This window comes from Streptomyces sp. NPDC111507 (genome assembly GCF_055638955.1).
Window position 1 is genome coordinate 591627 of record NZ_JBVKBU010000003.1, and the last position, 13304, is coordinate 604930.

General features: G+C 67.5%; 10 protein-coding genes and 1 pseudogene. 6 read left to right on the plus strand and 5 right to left on the minus strand.

Going from position 1 to position 13304, the window contains the following annotated elements:
• Nucleotides 1-471 precede the first annotated feature (471 nt).
• On the minus strand, nucleotides 472-1479 hold the full coding sequence (locus tag ACZ7M2_RS15265; protein WP_471595639.1) for a LacI family DNA-binding transcriptional regulator: 1008 nt from the start codon (nucleotides 1477-1479) through the stop codon (nucleotides 472-474).
• A 145-nt stretch (nucleotides 1480-1624) separates the two neighbouring features.
• On the opposite strand from ACZ7M2_RS15265, the gene ACZ7M2_RS15270 reads away from it, so the two are divergent.
• The 6 genes and pseudogenes from ACZ7M2_RS15270 to ACZ7M2_RS15295 all read left to right on the plus strand — a co-directional run bounded on the left by ACZ7M2_RS15270 (nucleotide 1625) and on the right by ACZ7M2_RS15295 (nucleotide 8619).
• The gene (locus ACZ7M2_RS15270; RefSeq protein WP_471595640.1) at nucleotides 1625-2401 is read left to right on the plus strand and encodes an alpha/beta hydrolase; all 777 of its coding nucleotides are present in this window, start codon (nucleotides 1625-1627) and stop codon (nucleotides 2399-2401) included.
• 780 nt (nucleotides 2402-3181) lie between these two features.
• Nucleotides 3182-4519 (plus strand): annotated as a pseudogene (locus ACZ7M2_RS15275) (glycoside hydrolase family 3 C-terminal domain-containing protein); the annotation flags it as partial.
• On the plus strand, nucleotides 4508-5203 hold the full coding sequence (locus ACZ7M2_RS15280; RefSeq protein ID WP_471596021.1) for a fibronectin type III-like domain-contianing protein: 696 nt from the start codon (nucleotides 4508-4510) through the stop codon (nucleotides 5201-5203). The pseudogene ACZ7M2_RS15275 and the gene ACZ7M2_RS15280, both read left to right, overlap by 12 nt.
• A gap of 560 nt (nucleotides 5204-5763) precedes the next feature.
• Nucleotides 5764-6696: an alcohol dehydrogenase catalytic domain-containing protein gene (locus ACZ7M2_RS15285; protein ID WP_471595641.1), complete on the plus strand. Its 933-nt coding sequence runs from the start codon at nucleotides 5764-5766 to the stop codon at nucleotides 6694-6696.
• Nucleotides 6697-6922: 226 nt separating this feature from the next.
• Nucleotides 6923-7765, plus strand: a complete 843-nt coding sequence (locus tag ACZ7M2_RS15290; protein WP_471595642.1) for a hypothetical protein — start codon at nucleotides 6923-6925, stop codon at nucleotides 7763-7765.
• Nucleotides 7766-7935: 170 nt separating this feature from the next.
• Nucleotides 7936-8619 (plus strand): Rossmann-fold NAD(P)-binding domain-containing protein, encoded by a 684-nt coding sequence (locus ACZ7M2_RS15295; protein WP_471595643.1) that lies wholly within the window; start codon nucleotides 7936-7938, stop codon nucleotides 8617-8619.
• A gap of 271 nt (nucleotides 8620-8890) precedes the next feature.
• Here the strand turns inward: ACZ7M2_RS15295 and ACZ7M2_RS15300 are convergent, their stop codons facing one another.
• The 4 genes from ACZ7M2_RS15300 to ACZ7M2_RS15315 all read right to left on the minus strand — a co-directional run bounded on the left by ACZ7M2_RS15300 (nucleotide 8891) and on the right by ACZ7M2_RS15315 (nucleotide 13303).
• Nucleotides 8891-10522 carry an amidohydrolase gene (locus tag ACZ7M2_RS15300; protein ID WP_471595644.1) on the minus strand — a complete coding sequence of 544 codons (1632 nt, stop codon included), beginning with the start codon at nucleotides 10520-10522 and terminating at the stop codon, nucleotides 8891-8893.
• A gap of 114 nt (nucleotides 10523-10636) precedes the next feature.
• Nucleotides 10637-11455, minus strand: a complete 819-nt coding sequence (locus ACZ7M2_RS15305) for an ABC transporter ATP-binding protein (RefSeq protein WP_471595645.1) — start codon at nucleotides 11453-11455, stop codon at nucleotides 10637-10639.
• The gene (locus ACZ7M2_RS15310) at nucleotides 11448-12449 is read right to left on the minus strand and encodes an ABC transporter ATP-binding protein (protein ID WP_471595646.1); all 1002 of its coding nucleotides are present in this window, start codon (nucleotides 12447-12449) and stop codon (nucleotides 11448-11450) included. Before ACZ7M2_RS15310 ends, ACZ7M2_RS15305 begins: the two co-directional genes overlap by 8 nt.
• Complete coding sequence (locus tag ACZ7M2_RS15315) at nucleotides 12446-13303, minus strand: ABC transporter permease (protein ID WP_471596022.1); 858 nt, start codon at nucleotides 13301-13303, stop codon at nucleotides 12446-12448. Before ACZ7M2_RS15315 ends, ACZ7M2_RS15310 begins: the two co-directional genes overlap by 4 nt.
• Between the last annotated feature and the right edge of the window lies 1 nt (nucleotide 13304).

Genomic DNA, 13304 nt, shown 5'->3' on the forward strand with positions numbered 1-13304 from the left:
GGCCGAGTTGGCGGCTCGTCGGGGTGTGGGCGGTGCGTGTCCGCTCAGCTGACCGTTCCGTCCGCGTGTGGCGACGGTACGTTGCTTACACGTTTAAGGCGTGGGCGTAAATTAACCGTACTACCTCTGTTAGGCAAGAGGTGTCGGCAAGGTGACACCGGTCACTCTGCGGGTGAGCGGGGGATGCGCACAGGTCAGAAAGCCTGCGGGGCTCGCCGAGAGAGACTGCGCCGCGTGCCGACTGCGCACAGCAGGTCTCCGCCGATCACACGTCAGCCGGACCGGCCATGACCACAGGTTCCGCGGCGATCAGTGCGAGGGAATGCGTGGAGCCGCGGGCGCCTTCCGCGGCGCTGCACCCTTGACACGGATGCCGGATCGGCACTTGTTCGCTCGGACTCTGTTGCGCGAGGGCGGACCTCCCCCGACCGGCCCAGTCGTCGACTGTCCGCCGTCATGACACCGGGCCGGTCAGGCGGACGCCCTCACGTGAACTCGCAGCTGGTCCCCGATGGGATCGGCGGGCACCTGCTTCCGATCGAGGAGGTCGACGATGCGGCGGGCCAGGCCTCGCGCGATGGCATCGGTGTCACGGACAATCGTGGTGAGCGGCGGTTGCGCAAGGGCCGCGCCGGGAGCGTCGTCGACGCCGATCACCGCGAGGTCCTGCGGGGCCCGCCGCCCCAGGGACCTCAGGGCCGCCAGGACGGCCATGGCGATCTCGTCGTTGAACGCACAGACGCCCGTCACCGGCGGGTCGGCAGCCAGCCACGCCTTCACCGCTTCCACCGCGCCGTCCGGGCCGAAGGGGATGGTGCGAACATCCGGCTCCCGGAGACCGAGTTCGGCGCAGACTTTCCGCACACCGTCCAGACGCGGCTGGGCCAGGCCCCCGAGCCGCGCCAGGTCCGGATGGGCATAGCCGAGTCGGCGGTGCGCAGTGACCAGGTAGCGAGCCTGCGCCGCTCCTATGGGCTCCTCCGACACGAGAGGCGTCCGATGGGGAGCCCCGACCGAGCCGTGTACTGCCATGACGACCTCGATTCCGGCCGTCCGCATGGCGCCGGCCTCGGCCTCGGGGAACTCGTCCAGCGCCAGGACTGCCGCCGGTGTCAGAGCCCTCCAGATCTCCCGCAGTGGCCGAGCGAGGCACGCCGAAGAGTGCACAACAAAGGTGAGGTCGTACTCGGCGAAGGCGTTGGTCAGTTGTTGCACAAGCCGCCCGAGGACATACCCGATCGGCCAGTCCGGCAGCAGGCCCAGGATGATGTCCGAGCGCCCGGTCCGCAGCGAGCGCGCCGCGGCCGACGGAGCGTAGCCGAGCCGGGCGACCGCATCCCACACCCGCTGCCTCGTGGCTTCGGGGATCTTCTGATGAGAGCTCTCGTTGAGCACGTAACTCACCGTCGCGCGGGAGACCCCGGCCTCCCACGCGACATCCGCGCCGGTCACGCGGCTCCGGCCGGATGTCCTGGTCATGCGATCCCACCTTCTGACAGACCACTTGCCAAAGCCCGCGGCTGCGGCTAGCTTGCCCATCCAGAATACCTACACGTTTAAGTGGCGCGAGTAAGTAACGTACGGCTACGGGTCCCGCACCCGAGACAACCCGAAAGGCAGCCGCGTGATCCGCCATCACGAGTTTTCCCACAACAGCCTGGCTCTGCGGTCCACGGTGCACATCCCCGAGGGACCGGCCGGAACGCGCTGGCCGACCGCCGTGTTCGTCCACGGCTTCACCTCCAACCGGCTGGAGCTGCCCGATTTCGTCGCCATGTCCAGACTGCTGGAGCAGAACGGCATCGCCTCGGTCCGGTTCGACCTCTCTGGACACGGCGAGAGCGACGGCGACTACTTCGACGTGACGATCACCGGCGAGATAACCGAAACCCGGGCAGTGCTCCGCGCGGTCCGGACCCTCGACTTCGTCGACGTCGAACAGATCGGGCTGGTGGGCATGAGCATGGGGGGTGTGGTCGCCGGCATCGCCGCCGCCGAGGAACCGGGCATCGGCGCGCTGTGCCTCTGGTCTCCGGCGGCCGCGGCTCCCTTCGAAGTCGCCCGTGGCTACGTCAAGGGCCGCAGCCACGCGGAAGAGATCGAGGAAAAGGGCTACTTCGACGCCGACGGACACCGGATGAGCCCTGCTCACATCGAGGACATCGCCAGGCTCGACGTCTATGGGCGGTCCGGGATGTACACCGGCCCGGTCCACATCCTGCACGGTGACAACGACAGCATCGCTCCCCTTGAATATGCACGCCGTTATCTCGACCACTACGACGGCAACGCGCACCTTGAGATCGTCGAGGGCGCGGACCACTCCTGGGGCACGGTCCCCCACCGCACCACGCTCCACCAGTCCACCCTCCGCTTCCTCCGAAGGCACTTCCAGCGATGAAGACGCCGGGCACCGGGGCGGGCATCACAGCGATAACCGTCGGACCGCGCACCGCGGCCGACTCCGGTCTCGTGGCCACCCCGTATGTACGTCCCTGCCCATCGTGGCCGCCGACGAGCGAGAAGCCAGACACTCTGCCGCACGCAGAAGAGACCGAGGTCTCCGCCGACAGGTCCATCATCGACGCGATACCGAGCAACGAAATCCGCACCGGCCTCAGAGGGACCGGACGGAGCCAACGCGCCCGAGCCAGCGACAACGTCATACGTCCCCGCGGCAAGGCCCAGGCCGAGCAGGTGGGGCACGCTGTCGCTCACTGACTACGTCCACGGTGCCGAAGCCACCTGGCCCGATCAGTCCGTCGCCGGTCCATGGCCGCCCGCATCTGGTTACGGCACCCTGGAGATCGCCCCCAAACCGGAGACGAGTTCACCTCGGCCCGCGCCTCGATCACCGCTCTGTGTGGCAGCGCATCCATTACGGCTCTCAGCCCCTTGAGAAGGAACCCACATCTGAAAGGTAGGACACCTACCATGGCGATCAGCCACGAGCGCAGCGCCAACGAGCTGAGTCTCGACGAGAAGACCGCTCTGTTGTCCGGTCAGGACTTCTGGTCCACCAAGTCCGTCGAACAGACAGGGGTCCCCTCGCTCGTGCTGAGCGACGGACCGCACGGCGTGCGCCGTCAGGGCCAGGACACCGACCCCAGGGCTGTACGGCAGTCAGCCGGCGACCTGCTTCCCGCCCGCGGACGCGCTGGCCTCCAGCTGGGACCCTGCACTGGTCGGCCGGGTGGGCGAGGCGCTCGGCCGGGAAGCCCGGTCGCTGGGCGTGGACGTGCTCCTCGGCCCTGGCGTCAACATCAAGCGCTCACCGCTGTGTGGCCGCAACTTCGAGTACTTCTCCGAAGACCCGCTCCTCACCGGCGTACTGGGCGCAGCACATGTGACGGGTGTGCAGAGCCAGGGCGTGGGCGCTTCCGTGAAGCAATTCGCGGCCAACAACCAGGAGACCGACCGGATGCGGGTCAGCGTCGACACGGACGAGCGCACGCTGCGTGAGATCTACTTCCCTGCATTCGAGCGGATCGTGGGCCAGGCACGCCCGGCGACCGTCATGTGCTCCTACAACAAGATCAACGGCACGTTCGCCTCCGAGAGCCGCTGGCTTCTCACCCAGGTGCTGCGTGAGGAGTGGGGCTTCGAGGGGCTGGTCGTCTCCGACTGGGGGGCCGTGGGCGATCGCGTCGCCGCGCTGCTGGCCGGGACCGACCTGGAGATGCCCGGCAACAGCCGCGGCACCGATGCGGAGGTTGCCGCCGCCGTGCGAGCCGGTGAGCTGGACGAAGCCGTGATCGACACCGCCGTGGGACGTCTGCGCGATCTGGCCCGGCGGGTCCGTAGCGTGGCGGAGCCGCCATACACGGTGGACCGCGGGGCGCATCACCGGCTGGCCCGTGAGGCCGCAGCCGACTGTCTGGTGCTGTTGAAGAACGAGAACCGGACGCTGCCGCTGGCTCCGGTCGGCAGGGTCGCCGTCATCGGAGAGTTCGCGGCTTCCCTGCGCTACCAGGGCGGCGGCAGCTCCCATGTCAACGCCACCCAGATCGACAGCCCCAAGGACGAACTGCAGGCCCTCCTGCCCGACGCCCAGGTCGACTTCGCCCAAGGCTACGACACCACTGACGGCTCCGACGCGGCACAACTGCGCGAGGAAGCAGCTGCGCTGGCCACGCAGGCCGACACGGCCGTGCTTTTCGTCGGGCTGCGCGAAGCCGACGAGTCCGAAGGCTACGACAGGGAGCACCTGCTTCTGCCATCGGAGCAGATAGACCTGATCCGCACTGTGGGACGCGCCGCCCGCCGCACCGTCGTGGTACTGCTTAACGGCGGGGTGGTGACGTTCGAGGGCTGGGAAGACGTGGACGCGGTGGTCGAGGCTTGACTGACCGGCCAGGCCGGCGGTGGCGCCATCGCCGACGTCCTCACCGGCCGAGTCAACCCGTCCGGCAGACTCGCCGAGACGATCCCGCTACGGCTGGAGGACACCCCGTCCTTCCTCACCTTCCCCGGCGAGCAGGGGCACGTCCGCTACGGCGAAGGAGTCATGGTCGGCTACCGATACTACGAATCCGCCGACGTGGCCGTCCGCTACCCGTTCGGCCACGGCCTGAGCTACACCACATTCGACCAGACCGACTTCCGCGTCACCACCGACGGCCCGGACACCGCCACAGCCGGCGTCACGGTCACCAACACCGGCGACAGATTCGGCAAGTACGTCGTGCAGATCTACGTGACCGCACCCCGGCGCCCGGTCAGCAGTCCAACCCGAGAGCTGCGCGGCTTCGCCAAAGTGGCGCTCGCACCGGGCCAGAGTACCTCCGTCGAGATCACCCTCGACCGGCGTGCCTTCGCCTACTGGGACATCACCCTCCACGACTGGACAGTGGCGCCCGGACCGTACCAGGTGCAGCTGGCCGACAATGCGCACGATGTCGTCGTCTCCACCACGCTCAACCTGCCCGGGGACGAGGTCGTGAAGGTCCTCACCCTCGACTCCCCCATAAGCGACTGGTTCGGCCATCAGGCTGTCGGACCGGCCCTGACCGCCGCGATGACGTCGGGGCTGAGCAAGGAGCAGGCAACCGCCACCGTAGAAGCAAACGCTGACGCACTGCGCCTGCTGTCCTCGATGGCCATGCACAAGTTCCTCGGGCTCCTCCCCCGACAGTTGCCAGAAGAACTCCTGAGGGAGCTGATGGAGATGAGCGAAGCGTCCTCCGAGCCGGCCGAAGTCTGATCCACCGCGCGATGCGGCTCTCACCCATCGCCCCTCCGACCGCGGCCCACTGTTCCCTGGCACACAGTGGGCCGCCCTCATTGCCTGAGCGCCCGTCCCAGTCGGCACCGGCCGCGCCGAACCGGTCCGCTCAGCGTTTCTACCAGGCCAGGACCTCCCCAGCTGGACGGGTTTCGGCTGAGGGCAACATGCCGATCACACGGCCGATGAAGCCCTCGGCGACCTAGGTGAGCATGACTGCCGAACCTTGCCACGGCCGGGCGGCTCATCGCCTTGTGGATGCGGGGACCAACGCCCTGGCGGTTCCGGGTGCGTATGACCGGAGGACACAGCACGTGGTCGGCACGATGTGTCGGAGATCCTGATGCGCTTACCAGGCGGCGCAGAGGAGCCGCAACGAACAGCACCTCGACCCGATTTTCAGCCCCACCGTGGAACGAGTACACCTCATCGCTGCTTCTCCCGCGGCGTCGGCAGGTTCCCAGGCGCCAAGTATCGGACCACCGGTCTTTCATAAAGAGACCTGCGGTCTGTAAGCTCGGGGCAGGAACACGGAAGGGATGAGCATGCACGCATGGCGGTTCGCGTCGGTCGGCCAGGGGCTCGTATTGGAGGAGGCGCCAGCGCCACGGCCCGCGGAGGGCGAGGTGCTCATCGACGTTCGCGCGGTGGGGCTGTGCCATACGGATGTGGGCGTCATCGAGGGTCACCTACAGCCTTCCGTGACGCCGATAACGTTGGGACACGAGATTTGCGGGACCGTAGCGGAGCTCGGTGCGGGCGTTACCGGCTGGGATCTCGGTGACCGGGTGGCGGTGATGGCGTCCTCAGTGGGTCCTGGGACCGGCCGTGATGGCGGCTACGCCTCACAGGTCACAGCGTGTACAAATCATCTCGTCGCCGTTCCGGATGGGGTCGAAGATGCGGCTGCTGCTGTGGCGACTGATGCCGGCCTGACTGCTTATCACGCACTGCATTTCCAGGGCGAGGTCCGCGCGGCGATGAGGGTAGGCATCATCGGCCTCGGTGGGCTCGGCATGATCGGTGCTCGGCTCGCAGTGCTCGCCAACGCCGAGGTGTTCGCCAGCGAGATCCGCGAATCGCTGTACCCTCTCGCCCAGGATCAGGGCGTCATCGCTTGTTCTCGCAGCATCGTTGACTTCACTGAGAAGCAACTCGACCTCATCATCGATTTCGCAGGCGTGGACACCACGAGGGACGCTTTTCGGGCGATCCGCCCTGGCGGTCGCGTCGTGCAGGTGGGAATCGGCAGGCCCGAGGCGACCATCAACATGTTCGACGTGCTCACCAAGCAGCTGGAATACCGCGGCTCGAGTACCGGAACGCGGGACGACCTCGCCGACTTCCTCGATCTGCTCGCAGCGGACAGGATCGCCCCTCAGATACAGCGTATCCAGTTTGACGAGATCGGCGATGGAATCCAGCGCCTCGCCAAGGGCGAGATCGCCGGTCGACTCGTCGCAATCCTGTAGTGGGTCACAAAGGTACAGGCCGTCGACCGTGGCGACGCACCACCCTGGGCTGTGAGGGAAGAATGCCAGACTTCAACTGCGAGGCTGTAATCATTAAGAGTGGTCGCCCCCATCTCGCCCCGCATGTGGCGCAAGCTGGGTTTCCAACCCCCAGGCTGAGGCCACAAAGGCAGGCCAGCCCGGCCTACCCCAGCAGGTACGGGATTTTCACAGCCGTGAGTGGATCGTGACCGCCGCGATCGGCGTGACAGATCCGTTCGGTCACGCCGAACAGCTCGCTCCGCCGACCCCAGACCTGCGTTCCTGGTGTGCCACCGTTCTCGAAGTGGTCCGCCGTAGTTGGAAGCCCGCCCTGCTCGTCACGGGAGTCTCGGTCTCGACCCCCCTGGCGGTGGTGGAGCTCGCCACGGGCCTCGCCGAGGCCGCTGGTCACCGCACCGTTTCATCGCTTTCCGACATCATCACGACTGACAGCGCCGCCGCACTCACGCTGAACGTCGCTCTTCCAGCACTGCTTCTCGTCCTGACCGTCGTGGTCTCCGCCGTCGGCTGGGCGGGCGGCGTGTGGGCACTCGCCACACAGGCCGCGATCGGGCGACCCGTCGGCATCAGAGACGCCTATCGCTACGGACTCAGTAGTCTGAGGTCCCTGGGGCCGTGGACTTTTGGCGCAGCGCTGCTACTGCTCGCCGGGCTCTCCGGCTTCATCGTGCCTGGCATCTACCTCTTGTTTGCGCTCTCCATGTTCAGTTTCAGCGTCCTGTTCGAGCGCAGCCGACACCCTCTTCTACGTTCCGTCTGCCTGACTCATGCCCGGCCTGTTCGTGCGCTTGCCCGCTGGGGCATCCTCGCGGCCGTCACGGTTGCATTCGAAGGCGCATTGAGCCTGACCTTCGGTGCAATCAGCCTTGTCCTGCTCGGCGAGCCGGGATTCGGCGCGAGCAGTCATGGGCTCGGTGGCGCGCTTATCGACGCCGTCCATACCGCTGTTGGAGCCCCGACCTGGGCCCTGCTTGTCATCGGCCTCACGGTGACCTACGGAGACCTGCGTACCCATGCCCGAACCTGACCCGCCTTGCGGTCTCGGAGCGTCTGGGTTCGCTCGCACCCGCGGAGGCCCGCACGGCGGCCTGCCAGGGCGGCCCCACCATCAAGGTCAACCCGACGAGGCACCCCCCGGTCCAGGGCCTGGTCAAGCATCACCCGCCACCGTCAACGACAGCCAAGGAGCAAAACAACGTGAAGGTAGTGATTTTCGGTGGCAGCGGTGTCGTCGGCGACGGCTTCCTCCAGGAAAGCCTGAAGGCTGACGACGTCACCGAAGTCGTCACCGTCAGCCGGGCGCCACTCGACGTGACACATCCGAAGCTGCGTCAGCTCGTACACGCAGACTTCCTCGACTTCACCTCGATCAGCGATGAGCTGGCCGGCGCCGACGCCTGCTTCTGGGGTCTGGGCGTCTCCTCGGTCGGAATGAGCCCGCAGGACTACGAACGCATCACCTACGACTACACCATGGCTGCGGCTCGCACCCTCGGCGCCATCAACCCCGGCCTCACCTTCGTCTACGTCTCAGGCGGCGGTACCGACAGCACCGAACAGGGCCGCAGTCGCTGGGCGCGCGTCAAAGGCCGCACCGAAAACGCGATCATCGCCGCCTTCCCCAACGGCTACGCCCTACGCCCCGGCTTCGTACGTCCCCTCCACGGCAAACAGTCCAAGACACCGATGTACCGCCTCTTCACTCCGCTCCTCCCCGCGATCGCCCTGGTCGTGCGCCTGCTCCGGCTCACGCCTGTCCTCATGACCAGCACCGAGCAGATGGGGCAGGTAGCGCTAAGCCTCACTCGACACGGCTACACGCGCCATGTTCTGGAAAACCGCGACATCGTCACCGTTGCGTCTGCGCACGGGCGCACCTGATCCAAGAAAGTCTGGTGCAGCCCCACGATCACAGACGCGGAAGCTCCGGCAGCAGGCCTCGGACCATCTGGGGCCAGGGCCGAGTAGCTGCGAAACGCGGGGGCCTGCGCTGACGAGCGAGACATCGGCGGGCACGTTCCCGCCCGGCCAGCGCGAGCAACCCCTCCAGTTCGGCGAGCCAGCTCTTCAACTCGGTCTCCAGCAGCCGAAGCAGCACTCCTTCTAGCAACTCGAAGTGCCGCGCCCCGGGATCACGGATTTCATCGACTCGTCACGACGCGTCGTGGACGAGCACGCCGTCGACGTACGTGCGCACGACCGTGGCCTGGCCGATGGCCGTCGACGCAAGCGCCTCAAGGTCTGTGTCGAGAACGGCGAGGTCGGCATGGGCACCAGGTCGAAAAACTCCGTTGTCGGGGAGGCGCAGAGCTTGGGCGGAGCCAGCGGTGTAGGCGTGCAGAGCGGTGTGGAGCGGGAGCCCTTGGTCGCCGCCGAGCGGGCTCTCGTGAGGAGCGTCGACGGAGGTGCGGTTGACGGCAACGTGCAGGGCCTCAAGAGGGTTGGGGCTGCTCACGGGCCAGTCGCTGCCCATCGCCAGGCGTGCTCCCGCGCGGTGCAAGGCGCCGAACGGATATTGGGATGCGGCGCGTTCGCGGCCAAGGTGCGGCGTGGTGAGCGCGTCGGTCGCGGGGGCATGGCAAGCCCAGAGAGCCTGGAGGTTGGCGATAGCACCGACGGTGGCGAAGCGAGCGATGTCGGCGTGGTCGACGACCTGGAGGTGCGCGAGTTGATAGCGGGCGTCCTCGCGGCCGTTGGTCTTGCGGGCATGTTCAAGGGCATCGAGTACGTCGCGGACGGCCCGGTCGCCCAACGCGTGGTAGTGCAGGTCGAATTGGGCGGCATCAAGAGCGCTGGTGACCTCGCGCAGCAGGCTTGGAGTGAGGAAACTGATGCCCGTGTTGGTTCCCGGGCACCCGCAGGAGTCGAGGTACGGCTCCAGGAGGGCGGCCGTCTGGGTCTCCACGACGCCGTCCTGGAGAATCTTGACCGTGTCCAGGGTGTAGCGGTCGCCGGCCGCCCGGGCCTGGTCGCGCAATGCGCGCAGTCGCTCGACCTCCGTCGAGAGTCGATCGGCAGGGCATTCGCGGTCCCACCACAGCGCACCGGACACGCGGGCGGTGAGCCAGCCTTCGCCTTGGGCGCGCAGGTAAGCCTGATGGGAGCCGGGCAGGTCCGGCTGGATGTGGACGCGGGCGTCCTGCCAGCCGACGATGCCGTGCGCGTGGAGGTATCGCTGGGCCTCGCGAAGGCCCTGGTCGAACTCATCCTGGGTGGGCGACGGCATGAGGCGTTCGACGAGCTGAGTGGCGCCGGACTCGTGGAGGAGTCCGGTCGGTGAACCAGCCGCGGTGCGCTCGATCCGTCCGCCCTGTGGGTCGGACGTCGTGGCCGTGATGCCAGCGAGCTCCAGGGCCCGGGTGTTGACCCAGGCCGAGTGGTGGTCGCGGTCGATGAGGAATACGGGCCGGTCGGCTACGACTGCGTCGAGGTCCTGGGCAGTGGGACCACCGTCGGGGAAGTGCTCCATGGCCCATCCGGCGCCCGTGATCCACGGGCGGTCCGGGTGCCGACGCGCGTATGTGGTGATCTCCTGGAAGGTTTCGCCGCGCGAGGTGACCTCGGTCAGGTCGCACTGGAGCCGTTCCAGGCCGGCGCGTACAGGGTGGATGTGAGCGTCGATGAAACCGGGCAGGACAGTCTGCCCGTCCAGTTCCACGACGTCCTCGGCGGCGCGTATGGAGTCGATGACCATCGGGTCGTGATCGTCGCCGACAGCGGCGATCCGGCCGCCTTGGAGTACGAGCGTGGTGGCGCGGGGGCGGGTGGGGTCCTGGGTGAGCACGTGGCCGCCGCGCAGGATAGTGATTGGTCCGCGGCCGACATGGGTGGATGCGGTTGTCACGACGGTGTGGGGCTCTCTTCCTTCATGTCCATGCGGGGCGCGGCAGGCCGGGGACTATCCGGCAGCGCGCAGGCGGCGTTCGGGCTTCCAGCCCGGTCGGGGGACGCTCGCCAGGAGGGTGCGGGTGTAGAGGTGCTGAGGCTTGGAGAGGACGTCGGCAGTGCGTCCCCGCTCACAGATCTGGCCCCGGTACATGACGATGACGTCGTCGGTGATCTGCCGCACCACGCCCAGGTCGTGGGAGATGAACAGGTAAGTGACACCTGTCTGTTCGCGAATGTCGGCGAGCAGGTTGAGGATCTGGGCCTGGATAGACACGTCCAAGGCGGCAACGGACTCGTCGAGAATGAGCACCTTGGGCTCGGCTGCCAGGGCGCGGGCCAGGGCGATGCGCTGACGCTGGCCGCCGGACAGGTCCTTGGGGCTGGCATGCATCTGGCGTTCGTCCAGGCCGACCAGTTCGGCGAGTTCGGCGATGCGGGCGCGGCGCCGCTCCTTGTCGGCCTGGGGCCGGTGCAGGCGCAGCACCTCCTCGATGGCTCGCTGCGCGCTGTGTCGGGGGTCGAGGGAGGCGTACGGATCCTGGAAGACGATCTGGACCTCTGCACCGCGCCGTCGACGTTCGTGGGTGCCGCGGGCCGGAGTGCTGCGGTCGTGGCCGTAGACGGTGATCGTGCCGGCCGTCGGAGTCTCCAGACCGATGATCATGTTGGCGATCGTGGTCTTGCCGGATCCGGACTCGCCGACGATCGCCAGAGCGCCTCCGTGCGGCACGCGGAAGTCGACGTTCTCAACGGCGATGACGTTGCCGAACTGTTTGCGCAGACCGGAGACTTCAAGCACGTAGCCGTCCGCTTCCGTGAGTTCAGCCATGAGCGTTGCCCTCCTTGACGAGTCGGCCCCGCAGTTCCTCGGCCCGCCCGCATCGCACCGAACCCGAATCCAGGCGCCGCAGTTGCGGGCGTTCACTGCTGCACGCCTCGGTGGCGTGCGCACAGCGTGAGACAAGCGCGCAGCCGTCCGGCGCTTCGAAGGCACTGATCGGCCGGCCCGGGATGGCGGGCAGGCGGCGCGCGGTGGCCGTCACGTCGGGGCGGGCGGCGGCCAGGGCGGCGGTATAGGGGTGGAGCGGGTCGTCGTGCAGCAGTTTGCTGGCGCGGGTCTCGACGATTTGACCGGCGTACATGACGGCGGTGCGGTCGCATACGGCGCCGGCGAGGTCGAGGTCGTGGGTGATGAACAGCAGCCCCATCCCGCGTTCGCGGCGCAGTTCGTCGAGAATCCCGATGACTTCCGACTGACTGGTGACATCCAGTGCGGTGGTGGGCTCGTCGGCCAGGAGAAGCTTGGGGTCGGTGAGGAGCATCGTGGCGATCATGACGCGCTGGAGCAGGCCGCCGGAGAGTTCGTGCGGGTACTGGCACAGGCGGCGCTCGCCGTCGCTGATGCCGACGTCGGCGAGCGCTCGCACCGCCTTGGTGACGGCGTCGCTCTTGGTGGCACGGCGGGTGGTGCGCAGCCCTTCGGTCATGAAGTCGCCGATGGTGCGCACCGGGTTGATGTGGGCCCGGGGGTCCTGGAAGATCATGGCGACGCTTACTCGGTAGGCACGCAGATCGGGACCTTGGCAGGTGAGCGCGTCGGTGCTTCCGGTGAAGGTGACGCGGCCTTCTGCGCTGGCGCCTGGCGGCAGGAGCCGGGCGATGGCACGGGTCGTCATCGACTTGCCGGACCCGGACTCGCCGACCAGGCCGAGCGCCTCTCCCTCGGCGATGGACAGGTCCACACCGCGCAGCACCATGCGCTGCTCGCCGTCCACCTTGACGTTGACGGTCAGGTTCTCGATGTCCAGCAGAGGTGAGGTCATGCTTCGTCCCCGTATCTCTTGACCATGCGCTCGCCCAATATGTTCATCGCGATGACGACGACGACCACGCAGGTCCCCGCGGCCAGGGATTCGGCGGGATACCCCTGGATGACGCCGCCCTGACCACTTGCGACCATGAGTCCCCAGTCGGAGTCGGGTGCCTGGATGCCCAGGCCCAGGAAGGACACCGCGGCGAAGTCGGCCATGGAGTAGCCGAACAGCAGCGTTGCCTGGGCGACCATCATGGGAGCGATGTTGGGCACGATGTGCCGAGCGGCGATCTGGAAGCGGGACAGGCCCTGAACCTCGCTGGCCCGGATGTAGTCGCGGGACTTCTCCCGCAGTGCTGCACCGCGCACGATCCGCGCGATGTAGGGGGTGTTGGCCACAGCCAGAGCGATCATGGGGGCGGTCATGCCGGCACCGAAGATCGCCCCGGCCATGATGGCCAGCAGGATGGCGGGGAACGAGAAAAGGATGTCCAGCACCGTGGAGATCACCGAGTCGACCCAGCCACCGAACAGTACCGCCGTCAGGGCCAGCAGTGTCCCCAGAGCCATGGCCACCAGGACGATGATCAACGGGGCGAGCATCGAGGTGCGGGCCCCTGCGAGGATCCGGCTGAACAGGTCGCGCCCTTGTCCGTCGTAACCAAGCAGGTGACTCGCATCCGGTCCGACGAACACGTTGCTCAGATGCGGGACGTTCGGGTCGTGCGGAGCGAGGAGGCTTCCGAACACGGCCATGAGGACTGCCAGGAGCACGATCGCCGTACACAACACCGTCACGGTCCGGCCGCCGGTGCGGGTGCGCCGGCGACGGCCGACGGTTCTGCTTGCGAGCACTGAGGTCATG